A 17,527-nucleotide genomic window follows, 5' to 3' on the forward strand; every position below is an offset into this window, starting at 1 on the left:
GAACGCTCCAGAAACCAAATGAATTAAACTATGACCTATCGAACGATGCGACAGCGCTTGGTATTAAGCGCTGGCAGTACGGTAATTATGGGCTTGTTATTGGCCGCTGCCGCTAACTCACAAGCCTCAGCACTCTCATATAGCCCTTCTAATAGCACTACTTCCTACACAGAGCACACGCCTTCAACGCAGGCGGCTTCGACGTCTTTCCACACCAGTTTTTGGGAAGACCTGGAGCTTCAGCATCAGGATGCCTGGACAGCGCTGCGTCAAACGTTTCAGTGGCAGGAGCTAACACTGCCCCCCAGCGCTCAGGCCCGCGTTGATGAGTGGATCGAATATTATCGCGCCAGCCCTGAAAATATAGCCACAATTACTGAGCGCGCCACGCCCTGGCTTGCCTGGATCACTCAACAAGTGAGTGATCGCGGCCTACCCGGCGAAATCGCCTTGATTCCGTTTGTCGAAAGCTCCTTCGACCCCAGTGCGCGTAGCCATCGTGGCGCAGCGGGCCTCTGGCAATTCATGCCCAACACAGGTGATGCGTTGGGTCTGGTTCGTAACGGCAATTATGACGGGCGCCTGGACGTACTCACTTCCACCGCAGCGGCGCTTGATTACCTTGAGATGCAGGCGGATCAGTGGTACGAGGGCGGCATCATGCTTTCGTTGGCGGCTTACAACGCCGGAGCGGGCACCGTTAATCGCGCTCTACGCAAGGCACAAAATCAGGGGCTGGCGGGTGACTACTGGAATCTATCGTTACCGCATGAAACCATGCAGTACATTCCCAAACTAAAAGCGATCGCGACCATCATTAATGATCCGGAACGCTTTGATATTAGCCTGCCAGACATTCACATGGACCCAGCCTTTGCCAAGGTAAAACTGGAGCAACCCTTAAGTATCGTTCAAGCCTCACAGCTTTTAGATGTCAGCCAATCAGCGCTAGCCGAGCTAAACCCAGGGCTGCTGAACGGCAGCATCGACCCCCGCAATGTACAAACGCTTTTAGTACCTGAGGAAGCGGATACACAGGTATTAGCTCAGCTTTCGCAAACCACGTCTAGCGAGCTTGCCTCGACACAAGCGCCCAATGTTCATCGTGTTGAACGTGGAGACAATCTATCCGCCATTGCCAGCCGCTACCAGGTTAATCAAAATGACTTGATACGCTGGAATGCGCTTGATCGACCTAATGCTTTACAACCAGGCCAACTCCTGACACTTTCAGGGCAATGAGTTGACAAGATCTGCTCACATGGGACGTAACCAATGCCACGTGGTGTGTGTGTAAAGACGCTGCTAATCGTTAGCTGCTTCATCATGAGTATGTCAGCCTTTGCAGAACCGACAGAGGCTGAACCTCAACCGCAGATCATAGCTGGCAATAGCCTAACGCCTGCAGATAGCGTCGCAAGCAACAATACCTCTATTCAGACGGTGCACGGGCTGTCACTTTACGATAGCCCTGAGTTACCTGCCGACTTTGCCTATTTCCCTCATGTTAATCCACTGGCTCCCAAGGGCGGCACCATCACCCACACCGCCGTGGGCAGCAGCTTTGATTCCACCAACCCCTTTATCATTCGTGGCACGCCTGCCACCGGCGTAGGCCAGATATACGATACGTTAATGACCAGCAATCCAGGCGAACCCTTCAGCGTGTATGGATTACTGGCGGAAGGCGTCCGCTTGGACCCTGATCGGGAGTGGATTGAGTTTGACCTCCGCCCCGAAGCACGTTTTCAAGATGGCGAGCCGGTAACCGCGTACGATGTGGTGTTCTCCTTTAACCTGCTGCGTGAAGAGGGTAATCCTTTTTACGCCAGTTACTATGCCGATGTTGATAACGCCATTGCGCTAAATGAACACCAGGTTCGCTTCGAATTTAGCAGTACTGAGTCTCGTGAATTACCATTAATCGTCACACAGTTACCGATCCTCCCCCGCCACTACTGGGAACCCCGAGACTTTACCGCCCCGACACTGGCAGCACACCCAGGCTCCGGCCCTTATCGCATCAGTGACGTCGACCCAGGCCGGCGCATCGTATATCAGCGGGACGACGACTACTGGGGTAAAGACCTGCCTGTTAATGTCGGCCGCTACAATATTGAACGCGTGGTTTACGACTATTACCGAGACAGGGATATTGCCTGGGAGGCATTCAAGGCGGGCTTAACCGACTTCAGGACCGATGCCCGTGCGGCGACCTGGGCCATTGGCTACGATTTCCCGGCGTATCGCGAAGGGTTGGTGAAACGCATCACGGTGCCTAATGTAAATCCTTCGCTCATGCAGGCGTTCGTATTCAATCTTCGTAAGAAGAAGTTCCAGGACCCGCGCGTACGCGAAGCGCTCAGCCTGGCGTTCGACTTTCCCTGGCTGAATACCAATATTTTTTATAACGCCTACCAGCGTACCGAAAGTTATTTCCAGAACTCAGAGATGCAAGCTGATGGCCTGCCGTCAGAGGAAGAACTCGCCCTGCTTGAGCCTTACCGAGAGGAGCTTTTAGCCTCTCATCGCTCTGAACGAATATTTACCGATGCGCTCCCTATCGACCAGCCGACGGATCTGCGCGAACGCTTACGCCGGGCGCTCGAATTGCTGAACGAAGCGGGCTACCAGGTGGAAGACGGCGTACTGGTTCATACTGAAACAGGCAAGCCCTTACAGTTAGAAGTGCTGCTTTACGATGCGAGTCTTGAGCGTGTGGTACAGCCTATGCTGCGCAATATGGCGCGTCTCGGTGTACAGACCACCATGCGGATCGTAGACATTAACCAATATCTTAATCGCCAGCGTAGTTACGATTACGATATTGTGATCAGCCATTTCCCCCAATCCAATAACCCAGGTAACGAACAGCGCGACTTCTGGAGCAGTGAGGCCGCCAAAGCGCCGCAAAGCCGTAACCGAATGGCGCTCGCTCACCCGGCAGTGGATGCATTAATCGAGGACATTATTAGCGCAGAGAGCCGGGAGAAACTGGATACGGCGACGCGCGCGCTCGACCGGGTGCTGCGCTGGGGTTTTTACACTATTCCCCACTATCACTCCGGCGAAACGCGTATTGCAGTATGGGACAAGTTCGGCTATCAAGAGCCTTTCCCGAAATACGCGATGGATTTAGATGCCTGGTGGGTCGATACCGACCGTGAAGCAGAATTACAGCGCCGTCACCGGCGTCGCTGAAGGGCTAAATAATAACGATTGGAGCGCACTCTGTGGCACGTTACACCCTACGCCGACTGCTACTGATGATACCGACGCTACTCGGCATCATGCTGCTTAACTTCATGATCGTTCAAGCCGCACCCGGTGGCCCCATTGATCAGATGCTAGCGCGTTTTGAAGGCGCCAACGCCATGGCCAGCACACGTTTAGACATGGGCGGTGCAGATGTTCAAATAAGCGATGATTCGCGGGGCGCACGGGGTATTGACCCGCGCTTTATCGAACAGCTGGAACAGCAGTTTGGGTTCGACAAGCCAGCCCATGAACGCTTTATCGGCATGATGACCGATTATCTTACGCTCGACTTCGGGACCAGTTTTTTCCGCGACCGCCCGGTGATCGAGCTGATAATTGAGCGCCTGCCGGTATCCATTTCTCTGGGCTTATGGACCACCTTGCTGGTCTATGTGATTTCCATTCCACTAGGTATTCGTAAAGCCTTGCGCCACGGCTCACGTTTTGATGTGTGGACCTCAGGGCTGGTGGTTGTCGGCTATGCGATACCGGGCTTTCTATTCGCCATCCTGTTGATTGTGCTGTTTGCGGGCGGCACCTATTGGGACTGGTTTCCCCTCAGAGGGCTAACCTCTCCAGATTTTGCGGACCTTTCGCTAGGCGGCAAAGTAAAAGACTACTTCTGGCATATCACGTTGCCCGTCACAGCGGCCGCTATCGGCAGCTTTGCCACCCTTACCATGCTGACCAAGAACAGCTTTTTAGACGAAATTCATAAACAGTACGTGCTCACCGCTCGCGCCAAAGGTGCTAACGAACAGCGCATTTTGTACGGTCATGTTTTTCGTAACGCCATGCTCATCATTATTGCGGGATTGCCAGCCGCGATGATTGGGATTTTCTTTACCGGCGCCCTGCTGATTGAGGTGATTTTCTCGCTTGATGGGCTGGGCCTTCTAGGATTTGAAGCCGTTATGCAGCGGGATTATCCGGTCATCTTCGGCACCCTGTTTTTGTACACGGTCATCGGGCTTGTGCTAAAGCTGATATCCGATTTGACCTACGTGTGGGTGGATCCACGCATCGACTTTGCAACGAGGGAGTCGTGAAAATGAGCGGTTTTACATCACGGCTATCCCCCATTACGCAGCGCCGTTTAGCCGCCTTTAAAGCAAATCGTCGCGCGCGGATATCGCTTTGGTTGTTTGGCGTGCTGTTCATTATCAGCCTGTTTGCCGAGCTGATTGCCAATGACAAGCCGCTTATTCTGAACTACGACGAGCAGTGGTATACACCTTTACTGGTGGATTATCCGGAAACAGATTTCGGGGGCTTTCTTCCCACCCGTACTGACTATTTGGACCCGTTTATTCAACAGCAAATTAGCGACAACGGCTGGGCCATATGGCCGCTTATTCCGTTCTCCTATCAAACGCTGGACATGCAGATGCAACAACCCTCACCAGCCCCCCCGGATAGCCGCCACTGGCTGGGCACGGATGACCAAGGGCGCGATGTGCTGGCCCGCGTGATCTACGGTTTTCGGCTCTCTGTCTTTTTTGCGTTAGTGCTTACGACAGGCTCGCTGGCGTTAGGCGTTCTAGCGGGCGGTGTGCAGGGGTATTTTGGCGGCAAGGTGGACCTTGTAGGCCAACGGGTCACTGAAATATGGTCGGGGCTACCGGTGCTGTTTTTGCTGATTATTTTAGCAAGCTTCGTTCAACCCGGTTTTTGGTGGCTGCTGGGCATTATGCTGCTGTTTTCATGGCTAGGTCTGGTCGATATTGTGCGGGCCGAGTTTTTACGAGCACGCAATTTGGAATACGTACGCGCAGCAAAAGCCATGGGATTGCCGTCTCGGCTGATTATGTGGCGCCATGTCCTGCCGAATGCCATGGTGGCTACCCTAACGTTTATCCCCTTTCTGTTTACCGGGGCGATTGGTACGTTAACAGCGCTCGACTTTTTGGGCTTTGGCCTGCCGCCAGGTTCCCCATCCCTGGGGGAGCTTGCCGCTCAGGGTAAAAATAATCTGCACGCGCCATGGCTGGGTATTACCGCCTTCATGACGCTTGCCGTGATGCTCTCCTTGCTTGTCTTTATTGGTGAAGGGCTGCGCGATGCCTTCGACCCACGCCACATCAATCAGCGCCAAACGCCTGCGCAGGACACCCAACATGCCTAAACCACTACTTCGGCTAACGGATTTCACGATTGCCTTTGATGATAATGTAGTGGTAGATGCGCTTTCATTAACGGTCAATGCAGGCGAAACGCTGGCGATTGTGGGTGAATCCGGCTCGGGCAAGTCCGTTTCAGCACTAGGGGCTATTAACCTTTTACCCCGCAATGCCATGATAAGCGGCGAGCGCTGGCTAGAGGAGACTGACCTCAATCAACTTGGCAAGCGCGATTGGAACAGCGTGCGTGGCAACCGCGTAGGGTTTGTATTTCAAGAACCCATGACATCACTCAACCCTTTACACCGTATCAGTAAGCAAATTGGGGAAACCCTGCGCCTGCATCAAGGGTTAAGTGGGCAAGCGGCGCGAGCGCGGGCCAGAGAACTGCTTGAACAAGTGAAACTGCCCCGCGTTGATGAGCTGTTGGATGCCTGGCCTCATCAACTCTCCGGTGGTCAGCGTCAGCGCGTCATGATTGCCATGGCCATTGCCAATAACCCAGCACTACTAATCGCCGATGAGCCGACGACCGCGCTGGATGTCACCGTCCAGCAAGACATACTCGGCCTTTTAAAAGAGCTTCGCGATCAGCATGGCATGGGCATGCTGTTTATCAGCCACGACTTGAATCTTGTAAGCCGCTATGCCGAGCGGGTTTGTGTGATGTATCGCGGTAAGATTCAGGAAATGGGGCCGGTTGAAGAGGTTTTTCAAAACCCACAAAGTGATTACACCAAAGCACTGTTAGCAGCGGAGCCTGAAGGCCGCCCGGCAGCGCCTGCCAATGCGGCGCCCTTATTAACCGCTCGCCAGCTAAGCGTTAGTTTTAAGCGCCCCAAAACAGGGCTATTCAAACGCCAGCCTCCCCCCTTTGAAGCGCTTAAAGCAACCGACTTGAGTATTTCGCCCGGTGAAACGTTGGGCATTGTCGGCGAGTCAGGCTCAGGTAAAACGACGCTGGCATCCGCGATTATGCGTCTGGTGCACAGTCAGGGAGACGTTATCTTGGGTGATGCTACCTTGAGCCAGCTTACGGGCAATGCGCTACGGCACCAGCGTCATCGATTACAAATGGTATTTCAGGACCCATACGGTGCGCTTTCACCGCGTATGCCGGTGTTTGATATCGTGAGTGAGGGGCTACGTTTTCACTATCCCGCGCTTTCACTCGATGAAGTTACCCGGCGTGTGCAACAAACGCTGCTTGAGGTGGGGTTACCGGAAGGCTGTGCGGCACGCTATCCCCATGAGTTCTCCGGCGGACAGCGCCAGCGAATAGCCGTGGCCCGAGCCATTATTTTAGAGCCTGAACTTCTAGTGTTGGACGAGCCTACCTCAGCGCTGGACCGTACCGTACAAAAGCAGCTTGTGACGCTACTTCGTCAGTTACAGGAACGTCGTCAGCTTAGCTATCTATTTATTAGCCACGACTTAGCCGTAGTACGTGCCATGGCGCACCGTATTATGGTGCTAAAGGATGGTGAAGTGGTCGAACAGGGCCCCTGCCTTGACGTACTGGCCTCGCCTCAGCATGCATATACTCAATCGCTGATTGCCGCCGCCCATTTGCCACGTTTTTTTGCTTAACGCTTAATTTGAAAATGTAAGCAGATGACTCTGATAGTAGGCGTTGCTTAAAGAATCAAGATAACGGTATAAATTGAGTATTGAATACGCACTTGACCTACTGCCGTTTGGCCAAGTGCGCTTAGCGGCTGAATTTAGAAGCTGTCGATTTCTTCCTGCGTTAACTCGCGCCACTCCCCGGGGCCCAAATCATCCGTTAATACAACATCACCAATAGATTGACGGTGCAGCGCGTTAACATGGTTACCCAACGCGGCAAACATACGCTTAACCTGGTGATAGCGCCCTTCGGTCAGGGTAAGTTCCGCTTGTAGAGGCGTTATAAAACGGAGTAACGCAGGCTGCGTTGGCGTCTCTTCATCATCCAGCAGAATGCCCTGGGCTACCTGATTGATTGCCCACTCCGCATCGTTGCCTTCCATAGGCTCAGCCAAGTCGGCGATATAGACCTTGGCGCAACGATGACGCGGTGAAGTAACACGATGTGACCACTGGCCATCATCAGTCATCAGTAAAAGGCCAGTGGTATCAACATCCAGCCGCCCTACTGGTTGAAGACGCTCTACTTTAGGCAAATCAATCAAATCAATTACCCGTGGATACAGCCCGCGCCTGGCAGTGCACTCAACATCCGTTGGCTTGTGCATGATTAAATAGCGAAGCCCGACCAGCGAAAGCGTTTCGCCATTGAATTCCACCTCATCCTGCTCGGTATCAATCTGGGTGGCCGACTGCTTAATAGGCTCACCATTAAGCGTTACTTCGCCATTTTTAAGCGCTCGTTTTGCCAAACTACGCGTTAGCGGTGTGGTTTCACTTAAAAATCGATCAAGGCGCATTATTGGCCCACTCCTGGCAGTAACGAAAAATGGTCGGCATCTTGCCAGGCAGGAAATTTTTCACGAAAAGCATTTAACTCCGTTTTATCAAGCGTCCCCGTTTCAATAAACGGCGTATTTTCAGAGTGGTCGATGAGCGGTTCGCCCTTGAAATCGACCAGCATGGAGTCGCCGCTGTAAGCAAGGCCCTTGGCATCTTCACCAACGCGGTTAACCCCCACGACATACGAAAGGTTTTCCACCGCCCGAGCCTGGAGCAGCGTTCGCCAAGGCTGCCGACGCGGTGCTGGCCAGTTGGCAACACACAGTAGCACATCATACTCGAAGTGCTCTTGCGCTGCTGGCTGTTGACGCAACCAAACAGGAAAACGCAGGTCGTAGCAAACGCTTAACAGCAGCTTAAACCCCTTGAGCTCGACTATTTCACGCTGGCTGCCCATACCATAGCGTTCATGCTCGCCCGCCATACGAAACAAATGGCGTTTATCGTAATGGCGGATATCACCCTCGGGCGTGGCCCATATCATACGGTTGTAATACTGGCCGTCATCAACGATGGCCACACTCCCGGTTATGACACAGTTACGCGCTTTAGCTTGCGCTTGCAGCCAGGCGACGCTTTGACTTTGCGCCATGGGCTGGGCCATTTCGCGCGAGTTCATGGTAAAACCCGTTGCAAACATCTCGGGTAATACGATGAGATCGGTGTCACGGCTATCCAGATCGCCCAGCAAACGGACCAAATGATCATGGTTGGCCTGTGGGTCTTCCCAGCGCAAATCGCACTGTACCAGGCTCGTTCTTAGCTGACTCATGTCACGTCTCCTTTGCCAGTATGTTTTCGCAATTATGTGGTAGATTAGCATTTTTAAATAATGAGGCTGCTATGCTTTCCCCTCCAGCGCGTGATCCACAGGCCATCAAAGGCGTCACATTTGGGTTAGCAGCCTATATAATGTGGGGGTGTTTCCCGCTTTTTTTCGCGCTGTTTGACGGTATTCCAGCGTTTGAAATTCTTATCCACCGAATAGTGTGGTCGTGTGTTTTTCTTGTGATACTCATCACGATGTTAAGCCGTTGGTCCCCCGTGATAACGGCGTTGAGCCAGCCTCGCCGTTTAGGCCGTGTACTGATTTGCGCCGTGTTAATCGGCTTCAATTGGGGGCTTTATATTTACGCGGTGGAAAGCAATCAGGTGTTGCAAGCAAGCCTTGGCTATTTTTTAACGCCACTCGTTAACGTGGCACTGGGCGTGCTGGTGCTGCGTGAAGTGATGGCACGTCTTCAGTTAGTGGCGTTAGGCCTTGCAGGCTTGGCCATTGCCATCCAATTTGCACTGCTGGGTGAACTGCCCTGGATCAGCCTGATGCTAGCACTCAGCTTTGGTAGCTACGGGCTTTTTCGAAAGCAGGTGCCGCTGGACGGTTTATCGGGACTGTTTGTAGAAACCCTCCTGCTGTTCCCGCTGGCACTGCTCGCCCTGACATGGCTTAGCTGGCAGGGTAATTCACACTTCATGATTGATGTACCAACGAGTGTTTTACTGGCGGTAAGCGGCGTAATAACCGCTTTACCGCTGATGGCTTTCGCGGGTGCGGCTCGACGCTTACGGCTCTCGACGTTGGGTTTTTTGATGTACATTAACCCTACAATTCAGTTTTTGATCGCCTTAACCATTTTTGGTGAACCGCTGGGTACCATACAGCTTGCCACTTTTATTATGATCTGGTTTGGGCTTGCGCTCTATTCCTGGTCATCCTGGCAATCACGCCCGCACCAGGCCGCTATCCGCTAACGCTTCTTGCCCTGAATGCGATAATGTCAGGGCAGAGCTCGCCTCTTCTACCCCCTCTGGCTGATAGCCAACCCGGAAACCTCCCCATCGTGAGTAGACACGTAGCCATCACGATTACAGGCAATCGCATAGCTCAAGCTATACTCCGTCAGCAGCGGCTCTTGTACGCTTGCCTACCTGTTGCCCCCCTCGGAACGCTCTCGAATACGCACCATTATTGTCCCCATCGTAGAGACAACTCCTTGGCCGCTTTGATGCTCCTTAACCAGCGTTTCTACGTTTTGGGTCGCGATTGAGATCTTGAGCCGCCAAGCTCCGTACCTCTTCGGCCACCACGGCAAACGCGCTGCCATGTTCACCCGCTCGGGCCGCTCCAATCGACGCATTAAGTGATAACAAATAGGCTTGCCTAGCAATGCCTTCAATCATTTCGGTGACATTACGCATCCGCTCTATCCAGATGCTGCTGGTCGGCCATAAAAACACTGAGCGGCGCAAAGCGGGTTATGCTGATGAAATAAGTAACACTTTGGTGGAAGAGAGGTGGCTTATTTAAGAACCTTAGCCGTAATTACTGGCATAACGCGTTAATATAAGGATTAATAAAAGAACCAACGGTTCTTAAAAACCATTGATGCCTGATGGCCCGGAGCCCATGTTTAAGCGTTATTTACCTATTCTCACTTGGCTGCCGCACTATCATAGACGCCTGCTGGGTGCTGATGTGCTTGCTGGGATCATTGTGACCATCATGGTCATTCCGCAATCGCTTGCTTATGCATTACTAGCGGGACTGCCAGCCGTTGTCGGATTATATGCCAGTATCCTGCCGCAGCTTCTATACACCCTAATGGGGACAAGCCGTACGCTCGCCGTAGGCCCCGTTGCCATTATCGCGCTGATGACTGGCGCAGCGCTCGCTTCCGTAGCGCAGCCAGGCACTGGTGCCTACTTACAGGCAGCCTTGGTACTTTCATTACTTTCTGGCGCTATATTAGTCGCGATGGGCGCGCTACGGATGGGCTTTTTAAGTAACTTTTTAAGTCATCCGGTCATTTCTGGCTTTTTAACCGCTTCTGGAATACTCATTGCAGCAAGCCAGTTAGGGAGTCTCTTAGGCGTCTCCAGTAGCGGCTTCACGCTAACTGAGCGTGTGATGACGCTACTCCCCAACCTGCCTCAATTTAACCCCTACACATTTGCGATTGGCGCAGGCACGTTGGTATTTCTTATTGCCATGCGTCGCTATGGGAAGCAAACGCTTAGCACACTGGGCCTTCCTGCCGCGCTTGCTGACTTAATCACCAAGGCGGGGCCTGTTTTTGCCGTCGTTACAACTACGTTTATTACCTGGCATTGGCAACTCACAGAGGCAGGCGTTAAGGTCGTAGGCGCTATTCCAAGCGGCTTGCCAGCGCTTAGCTTTCCGTGGGAGGACGCCTCTTTATGGCGAGCATTGTTAATTCCGGCGCTGCTGATTAGCCTGGTAGGTTTTGTCGAGTCCGTGTCCATGGGCCAAATGCTGGCGGCAAAACGGCGCCAGCGCATCTCACCGAACCAGGAACTGATCGGCTTGGGAGCCGCCAATCTGGCAGCGGGTGTTACCAGCGGAATGCCGGTAACGGGGGGGCTTTCAAGGACGGTGATCAACTATGACGCCGGAGCCCAAACCCCAGCGGCAGGGGCGTTTGCGGCTCTGGGCATTGCACTTATCACCTTATCATTTACCGGCTGGCTTTATTACCTGCCGATTGCCACCCTGGCCGCCACCATTACGGTGGCTATTTTAACGCTGGTGGATATTTCCATGCTGCGTCAAACCTGGTGTTATTCGCGCAGCGATTTTGCCGCAATGGCCGTGACCATTTTATTGACGCTGACCGAGGGGGTTGAAGCCGGTATTATGAGCGGTGTTGCATTATCGATAGCGCTATTTCTTTACCGTACCAGTCGCCCACACAGTGCACTGGTTGGCCGGGTACCGGATACCGAACATTTTCGTAATACCCACCGCCATAATGTAGAAACCATTAGCCATGTGGCACTGCTGCGTATCGATGAAAGCCTCTACTTTGCCAATGCTCGCTACCTGGAAGATACTGTTTATAACCTGGTGGCCAGTCATCCTGAACTTGAGCATGTGGTACTGATTTGTTCAGCGGTTAACCTGATTGACGCCTCTGCGCTGGAAAGCCTTGATGCCATCAATGCGCGACTCAAAGATTCCAACGTCAAACTTCATTTGTCGGAAGTGAAAGGTCCTGTCATGGACAAGCTTAAAAAGAGCGACTTTCTGGACGCTCTAACAGGTCGGGTTTTTTTGAGTACCTACGCGGCCTGGCGAGAGTTTTCCTAAATAAGATGGATAACATGCGTATAACTGGCTACTCTAAACGGCGATTAATCAGCTACAGTATAATTACGAAGGAGTAAGTAATACGTTGTTTTGAGAGGGCTTCTCTAGATGGTTCGATTAAAGTAATGTGAATATTTTAGCGAGCCAACGGCGTTTAGGAGCAAAAATGCCAAGTGAGTGGATTATAAAGCGGGACGAAAAATTAGTATTACAGGGCGAATGGACGCTTTCTAATTACAAGCAGCTAAAAAATGCGGCTCAAAACTATTCCCAGCCAAACGATATATCCCTTACCGGTATTGAGCGACTGGATACCGCAGGAGCCGCTGTCATTGTTGGCATGATCGGTATTGAAAAGTCTCGCGCAATAAGCGACTGGGCAGGCGAACTCCCCCAGGAACAACAAGCGCTTTTAAAGCGTATCGCTGAAGCAATGGATGCCCCGATCGAAGCCGTGCAGCATAGTTCCAACCGTCTCACGGATGCGCTGGCAAGTATTGGGGAGCACATGGCGGGGTTATGGTCACAGCAACGCCAGTTGCTGGCCTTCATCGGGCTCGTCATCGCGACACTGGTACAGGTCGCTTTTAAACCAAAACGTTGGCGAATAACGGCCACCGTCGCCCAAATACAGCAAAGCGGCCTTAATGCCGTTCCCATTGTTGCTTTGTTAACCTTCATGGTGGGTGCGGTCGTTGCGTTTCTGGGCGCCACTGTTCTCGAACAATTTGGCGCGACTGTTTACACCATTGACCTGGTGGCATTTTCATTTCTACGTGAATTTGGCGTTTTGTTGGCAGCAATTTTATTGGCAGGCCGAACTGCCAGTGCATTTACGGCTCAGTTGGGGTCGATGAAATCCAATGAAGAAATTGACGCGCTACAGACGCAGGGGCTAGACCCTATTGAGTTATTAGTGCTGCCCCGGATCATAGCGCTTCTCGTTAGTCTGCCTCTACTTACCTTTATAGGAATGATGTGTGGCTTAATGGGAGGCGCGCTTGTCGCTGTGCTCTCTTTGGATATATCAACGGGGCAATTTCTTTACATACTGCAAAAAGATGTTGCGTTGAATAATTTCCTGGTAGGGATGAGCAAGGCCCCCATATTCGCCTTTGTTATTGCCGTCATTGGCTGTCTGGAAGGCTTCAAGGTTAGTGGTAGTGCACAATCAGTAGGTTCTCATACCACATCCAGTGTCGTGCAATGCATTTTCATGGTTATTTTGATTGATGCACTTGCCGCTCTGTTCTTTATGGAGATGGGCTGGTGAGCGAACCTACTGACTCCTCAAACCAATCACCCAGCCACTCGTCTGGACGACCGGTGATTGAAGTTCGCGGCCTGGAAAACCGCTTTGGTAACCACGTCGTTCATGAATCGCTGGACCTTGATCTACTCGACGGTGAGATTCTCGGAATCGTGGGCGGATCAGGTACGGGGAAATCTGTTCTTTTGCGCAGTATCGTGGGGTTAAAACGCCCCAATGCAGGCAAAATTAATGTGTTGGGTAATGATCTTAACCAGCTAAGCAGCAAGGAGCGCAGCCAGGTTGAGCGACGCTTTGGCGTGCTTTTTCAACAAGGCGCCCTGTTTAGCTCGCTTAGCTTACAAGAGAATGTGGCGCTACCCATTATTGAGCATGCCAAATTACCACGAGAAAATGCGGAATATCTGGCGCGGGTAAAACTCTCGCTGGTGGGGCTTGAGCCCGAAGCTGCATTGCAGTATCCAGAGTCGCTCTCTGGGGGCATGATTAAGCGTGCCGCCTTGGCGCGCGCACTGGCATTAGACCCTGACATTCTGTTTCTTGATGAACCTACTGCAGGCTTGGACCCTATTGGCGCCGCTGCGTTTGACCAATTGCTGGTCACGTTGCGTAATGCGCTCGGCTTTAGCGTTTTCCTGGTAACACACGACTTGGATACACTTTATGCAGCTTGCGATAGAGTGGCCGTACTTTCTCAGAAACGTGTTTTAGTAACGGATACCATTCAAAATGTTGCCCGGACGGATGATGAATGGGTTCAGAACTACTTTAACGGGCCTCGTGGCAGAGCCGCCAACAAGACCGCCCACTCAAATGATCGTCAGCTAAGGAGTGAGTAGCACATGGAAACACGCGCTCATCACGTTCTAATTGGTTTATTTACAGTAATAACGGCGGCAGCGGCTCTGCTATTTACGCTCTGGATCAGCCATGCAGCGGGTCAGCGCGACTATCAAACGTACCGTGTCTTGTTTGAACGCAGCGTTAGCGGGCTAACAGTAGGAAGTGCAGTGCAATATAACGGCATCAGAGTAGGCGATGTAACAACGCTGAATCTCAACCCTGCAGATCCTCGTCAGGTTATTGCCAAAATTCGTGTCGAAAAAGATACCCCCGTCAAAGAAGATACTCACGCGCAGCTAGCGTTTGCGAGTATTACTGGCAGCATGTCGATACAGCTCTACGGTGGAACACCGGATAGTCCTGCGTTAATTGATCATGCGGGTGATGAAATACCCGTTATTCATGCAGACCCCTCCCCGCTCTCCACTTTTTTAGAAGAGGGTAAAGAAGTGGTTGATAACATTAATTCAATTTTGGCCAATGTGAATAACCTCTTCGATGATAGTAATCGTCAGAATGCAAGTAACGTACTGACGAATATAGACCAAATTACCGAAATGATAGCGTCACAGCGTGAAGCGTTTGAAGAGAACTTAGCCCTATTAGGCACTGCATCACGCCAAGCGACCACCACGATGGCCAGTATTAACGTACTGAGTGAGCAAGTTACCCAGCTGCTCGAACAAGATGGACAAAACGTTATGCAAAATGCTGCCAATGCCAGCCAGGATATCGCCCGCGCAGCGCAGCGGATGGAGCAACTGATAGAGCAAAATGCTGACGCAGTTGATAGTACCTTGCAAGGCACCCGCGATATTGGTCCTGCGCTTTCTTCCTTGCGTTCAACGCTTAACTCATTGGATCGTATCGCCCGTGAACTGGATGAAAACCCAATTGAATTCTTGTTGGGCCGGGACCAGATAAAGGAATTTAGCCCATGAACTTACGCCCTGTTTTTGCCGTACTCACTGTATCCGTACTCTTGTTGAGCGCTGGGTGCTCCATCGTCCCTAAAAACGACCCGGCGACGCTTTATCGCCTCCCCTCCACTAACGTGCCTGGCATAAACATGCCCACCAATGCAGCGACTGAAACATTGGGCATTGCTACGCCAGAAGCCGGATATCTGCTGAGCGGTAATCGCATCGTGGTCTATCCGGAAAAAAATATCGTTAATGTGTATGAAGGCGCTCGCTGGTATGAAGATACTCCCGCTCTCGTTCAATCACGGTTAATAGAAGGTTTGCAACAAAGTCAGCTCTTTGGCAATGTCGGAACCGATCAACTGCCTTCTCAATTGCAGCTACTTAGCTCACTGCGTAGTTTTCAAAGTGAGTATGAAAATGGGCGTCCTAATGCCGTTATTCAGCTCGATGTCCAGCTTGTAAACACCCATGACCGAATGCCTATTGCTTACCGCACGTTTACCACAACCAGCCAGGCAACCGATGTTGATATATCTTCAGTGGTCGACGCCTTTGGCCGCGCAAGCGACACACTGGTTGAACAGCTGATCACATGGCTGCAAGCCAACAGGTCTTCTTTTTAGACCACTGTCTGACGCCACTTTAAGCCTGCTGATGTCTATCCGTAAGAGATCAGCAGGCTTTTATGTTTTTAACGTGTTCTCGTGGATTTTGTGGGTAGTAGCGCTCGGGCTGCCGCTCCAGATGGGTAAAAAAGCGGGTGTCCTTATAGGGCATCTTCATAAAACCAGAAACGCCCAACCCCTGGATCTGGTTAACCGCGCCTAAAATATGGGTAAGCAATGTTTGAAACTCGCGCTCTCTTGCGGGGTCAAGCAGTCGGTAATAACTATGTATTTTAAGATGCTGAGGGAGCGCCTCGAAGATAATCATTCCGGTATGATGAATATCGTTAAGTTGCTGCAGGATCGTCATAATCTCGGCGGGCAATATCAATAGCTCTTCCGGATCGGGCCCATCTTCAAAATAACTATGCTGGCGGCTCCGATCCTCCAGCTCTGGCACCGCGCTCATTTCGTAGTTAATCGCCATATCTGGCTGGCAGTAAAACGGCTCACGCTCCGTTTCCCGCTCTATATGCAGCGTTTGACGCGCATTAAATAAGCAGCTTTTGAAAACGCCTTGGCGATGAATGGCGCGCGCCAAGTGAACCGTATTATTAACAGCTTCAATAAAGGCGGGCTTCACGTCTGGGTCATGCAAGTTAAGGGAAGAATCAATATATACCCCTTCGCGCTCCCAACGTACGGCCAGCCCTCCTACTACCGGATATTTACCCAGCCGACTTACCGAGGCTAAAAACGCTTTTTCTGTCTCCCCCATCCCCTGCATAAACTGTTTATAGTAACGGTCCAGCTGTACATCGTTAACCTCGTTAAGCGTTTCCTCAACGCTGGCTTCTCGCAGAAACGCCTTGCGAGAGCTATACACCACGGTATCAATTTCCTGCTGCACAGGGCGAACCCATACGGGCACAAGAGGCGCCTCGGGGCTGGGGGGAAAATCAAGCATTACCACGTTTGCCATGCGCGGCATTGTATCGATAAAGTAGCTGCCGGCGGTAAGGCGAACCTGTGGGTCGGGGTCCAGCATACCATCCAATGTACGGGCAAATTCCATAGGCAACCCCAGGGAGCTTGCAGGAATAGCGCGATGGCCAAACCGGCACGACTGTGCTGATGCCAGCGCATACAACGTGCCCGCCACGCCCTGTTCATCAAAACGTGGCGAAGAGAGCGCACCGTTTAGCTGCTCTTCACCAATAAAATAGACGTCACCCAAACGTGCGTTGGTTTGCTGCAGGTTATCGGACATCAGCTCCATCACATTCGCCCCAACAAACTGTAGTTGAGCATCCAATTGAGCAAAAACAGATGACCCCCAATCAATCAGTGCAATAGACTCCGTGTCAGGGTCGAAGACCAGGTTGGAGGGTTTGATATCGCCATGTACCACTGGCCGGCCATGGGGCCCAGCGTCGCGGCGAAGCGCGATTAAAATATCAACAAGCTGACGCGCTATACGCATAATCAAGCGTGGTGACAAACGTCCTCTTTTGAGGGATATCTGCTCTAGGTTCCAACCGGGTGCGCGCTCCATGACTAAAATCGACTGACCTCTTGCGCGCTGGTAGGTGATTAACTTGGGAATGCGAGCATGGGACACTTGATCCAGCATAAACGCCTCTTCTTCGAGACGTTCCTGTAAGTGTGTAGGCAGCGTAATGCGAGAAAATTTGAACACGTAGTGCGCCAGCGTATTGCCACTGGGCACGCTGCCAGAAAACACAAAACCGTAGGCGCCTTTGCCAATCAGCTCAATCCCCTGATACCCAAGCTGACTAAGCTGGGCCTGGCAGAGCGCTACCCAGTCTTTAAGCTTTTGCGCATCATTATGGCTCAGCAGATAGACCGACTGCTCTTCAGGTATATAAAATTGCTGTAACGGCGCCTGCGGCATCTTGTGTCCT

At 52.0% G+C, this 17,527-nt stretch carries 15 protein-coding genes; 11 read left to right on the forward strand and 4 right to left on the reverse strand.

Annotated elements, in window-relative coordinates; genetic code table 11:
- Nucleotides 1–30 precede the first annotated feature (30 nt).
- The 5 genes from ACT3TC_RS12360 to ACT3TC_RS12380 are packed head-to-tail and all read left to right on the forward strand — an operon-like array spanning nucleotide 31 to nucleotide 6,968.
- The gene (locus ACT3TC_RS12360; protein WP_444640242.1) at nucleotides 31–1,242 is read left to right on the forward strand and encodes a transglycosylase SLT domain-containing protein; all 1,212 of its coding nucleotides are present in this window, start codon (nucleotides 31–33) and stop codon (nucleotides 1,240–1,242) included.
- A 33-nt stretch (nucleotides 1,243–1,275) separates the two neighbouring features.
- A complete protein-coding gene (locus tag ACT3TC_RS12365; RefSeq protein WP_444640243.1) occupies nucleotides 1,276–3,201 on the forward strand; it encodes an extracellular solute-binding protein in 1,926 nt (641 codons plus the stop codon).
- Nucleotides 3,202–3,233: 32 nt separating this feature from the next.
- Nucleotides 3,234–4,307 (forward strand): microcin C ABC transporter permease YejB, encoded by a 1,074-nt coding sequence (locus tag ACT3TC_RS12370; RefSeq protein ID WP_444640244.1) that lies wholly within the window; start codon nucleotides 3,234–3,236, stop codon nucleotides 4,305–4,307.
- A 2-nt stretch (nucleotides 4,308–4,309) separates the two neighbouring features.
- Complete coding sequence (locus tag ACT3TC_RS12375; protein WP_444640245.1) at nucleotides 4,310–5,383, forward strand: ABC transporter permease; 1,074 nt, start codon at nucleotides 4,310–4,312, stop codon at nucleotides 5,381–5,383.
- Complete coding sequence (locus ACT3TC_RS12380; protein WP_444640246.1) at nucleotides 5,376–6,968, forward strand: ABC transporter ATP-binding protein; 1,593 nt, start codon at nucleotides 5,376–5,378, stop codon at nucleotides 6,966–6,968. The genes ACT3TC_RS12375 and ACT3TC_RS12380 overlap by 8 nt, the downstream gene beginning before the upstream one ends.
- Nucleotides 6,969–7,102: 134 nt before the next feature.
- Here ACT3TC_RS12380 and ACT3TC_RS12385 read toward each other — a convergent pair whose 3' ends face one another.
- The gene (locus ACT3TC_RS12385) at nucleotides 7,103–7,807 is read right to left on the reverse strand and encodes a pseudouridine synthase (protein WP_444640247.1); all 705 of its coding nucleotides are present in this window, start codon (nucleotides 7,805–7,807) and stop codon (nucleotides 7,103–7,105) included.
- Nucleotides 7,807–8,622, reverse strand: a complete 816-nt coding sequence (locus ACT3TC_RS12390; protein WP_444640248.1) for an amidohydrolase — start codon at nucleotides 8,620–8,622, stop codon at nucleotides 7,807–7,809. Before ACT3TC_RS12390 ends, ACT3TC_RS12385 begins: the two co-directional genes overlap by 1 nt.
- Nucleotides 8,623–8,693: 71 nt before the next feature.
- Between ACT3TC_RS12390 and rarD the strand changes: the two genes are divergently transcribed.
- On the forward strand, nucleotides 8,694–9,602 hold the full coding sequence (rarD, locus tag ACT3TC_RS12395) for an EamA family transporter RarD (protein WP_444640249.1): 909 nt from the start codon (nucleotides 8,694–8,696) through the stop codon (nucleotides 9,600–9,602).
- A gap of 261 nt (nucleotides 9,603–9,863) precedes the next feature.
- Here the strand turns inward: rarD and ACT3TC_RS12400 are convergent, their stop codons facing one another.
- Entirely contained in the window at nucleotides 9,864–10,049 is a 186-nt protein-coding gene (locus ACT3TC_RS12400) for a methyl-accepting chemotaxis protein (RefSeq protein ID WP_444640250.1), read from the reverse strand.
- Between the two features lie 208 nt (nucleotides 10,050–10,257).
- Between ACT3TC_RS12400 and ACT3TC_RS12405 the strand changes: the two genes are divergently transcribed.
- From ACT3TC_RS12405 to ACT3TC_RS12425, 5 genes are all read left to right on the forward strand, one after another.
- Nucleotides 10,258–11,958, forward strand: a complete 1,701-nt coding sequence (locus ACT3TC_RS12405) for a SulP family inorganic anion transporter (RefSeq protein WP_444640251.1) — start codon at nucleotides 10,258–10,260, stop codon at nucleotides 11,956–11,958.
- 166 nt (nucleotides 11,959–12,124) lie between these two features.
- Nucleotides 12,125–13,231 carry an MlaE family ABC transporter permease gene (locus tag ACT3TC_RS12410; RefSeq protein ID WP_172118782.1) on the forward strand — a complete coding sequence of 369 codons (1,107 nt, stop codon included), beginning with the start codon at nucleotides 12,125–12,127 and terminating at the stop codon, nucleotides 13,229–13,231.
- On the forward strand, nucleotides 13,228–14,067 hold the full coding sequence (locus tag ACT3TC_RS12415) for an ABC transporter ATP-binding protein (RefSeq protein ID WP_444640252.1): 840 nt from the start codon (nucleotides 13,228–13,230) through the stop codon (nucleotides 14,065–14,067). The genes ACT3TC_RS12410 and ACT3TC_RS12415 overlap by 4 nt, the downstream gene beginning before the upstream one ends.
- A gap of 3 nt (nucleotides 14,068–14,070) precedes the next feature.
- Nucleotides 14,071–15,012 (forward strand): MlaD family protein, encoded by a 942-nt coding sequence (locus ACT3TC_RS12420; protein ID WP_172118784.1) that lies wholly within the window; start codon nucleotides 14,071–14,073, stop codon nucleotides 15,010–15,012.
- A complete protein-coding gene (locus tag ACT3TC_RS12425) occupies nucleotides 15,009–15,620 on the forward strand; it encodes an ABC-type transport auxiliary lipoprotein family protein (RefSeq protein ID WP_444640253.1) in 612 nt (203 codons plus the stop codon). Before ACT3TC_RS12420 ends, ACT3TC_RS12425 begins: the two co-directional genes overlap by 4 nt.
- Before the next feature lie 49 nt (nucleotides 15,621–15,669).
- Here the strand turns inward: ACT3TC_RS12425 and ACT3TC_RS12430 are convergent, their stop codons facing one another.
- A complete protein-coding gene (locus ACT3TC_RS12430; protein WP_444640254.1) occupies nucleotides 15,670–17,517 on the reverse strand; it encodes a protein kinase domain-containing protein in 1,848 nt (615 codons plus the stop codon).
- Nucleotides 17,518–17,527: the final 10 nt, after the last annotated feature.

It is taken from the genome of Halomonas sp. AOP27-A1-41, assembly GCF_052378605.1.
GTDB lineage: Bacteria > Pseudomonadota > Gammaproteobacteria > Pseudomonadales > Halomonadaceae > Vreelandella > Vreelandella citrativorans.

What these genes read in the sequence shown, in the direction of transcription:
- ACT3TC_RS12360 (WP_444640242.1), top strand. Translation starts at nt 31, where the DNA reads ATGACCTATCGAACGATGCGACAGCGCTTGGTATTAAGCGCTGGCAGT.
- ACT3TC_RS12365 (WP_444640243.1), top strand. Translation starts at nt 1,276, where the DNA reads ATGCCACGTGGTGTGTGTGTAAAGACGCTGCTAATCGTTAGCTGCTTC.
- ACT3TC_RS12375 (WP_444640245.1), top strand. Translation starts at nt 4,310, where the DNA reads ATGAGCGGTTTTACATCACGGCTATCCCCCATTACGCAGCGCCGTTTA.
- ACT3TC_RS12380 (WP_444640246.1), top strand. Translation starts at nt 5,376, where the DNA reads ATGCCTAAACCACTACTTCGGCTAACGGATTTCACGATTGCCTTTGAT.
- ACT3TC_RS12385 (WP_444640247.1), bottom strand. Translation starts at nt 7,807, where the DNA reads ATGCGCCTTGATCGATTTTTAAGTGAAACCACACCGCTAACGCGTAGT.
- ACT3TC_RS12390 (WP_444640248.1), bottom strand. Translation starts at nt 8,622, where the DNA reads ATGAGTCAGCTAAGAACGAGCCTGGTACAGTGCGATTTGCGCTGGGAA.
- rarD (WP_444640249.1), top strand. Translation starts at nt 8,694, where the DNA reads ATGCTTTCCCCTCCAGCGCGTGATCCACAGGCCATCAAAGGCGTCACA.
- ACT3TC_RS12400 (WP_444640250.1), bottom strand. Translation starts at nt 10,049, where the DNA reads ATGCGTAATGTCACCGAAATGATTGAAGGCATTGCTAGGCAAGCCTAT.
- ACT3TC_RS12405 (WP_444640251.1), top strand. Translation starts at nt 10,258, where the DNA reads ATGTTTAAGCGTTATTTACCTATTCTCACTTGGCTGCCGCACTATCAT.
- ACT3TC_RS12410 (WP_172118782.1), top strand. Translation starts at nt 12,125, where the DNA reads ATGCCAAGTGAGTGGATTATAAAGCGGGACGAAAAATTAGTATTACAG.
- ACT3TC_RS12420 (WP_172118784.1), top strand. Translation starts at nt 14,071, where the DNA reads ATGGAAACACGCGCTCATCACGTTCTAATTGGTTTATTTACAGTAATA.
- ACT3TC_RS12425 (WP_444640253.1), top strand. Translation starts at nt 15,009, where the DNA reads ATGAACTTACGCCCTGTTTTTGCCGTACTCACTGTATCCGTACTCTTG.
- ACT3TC_RS12430 (WP_444640254.1), bottom strand. Translation starts at nt 17,517, where the DNA reads ATGCCGCAGGCGCCGTTACAGCAATTTTATATACCTGAAGAGCAGTCG.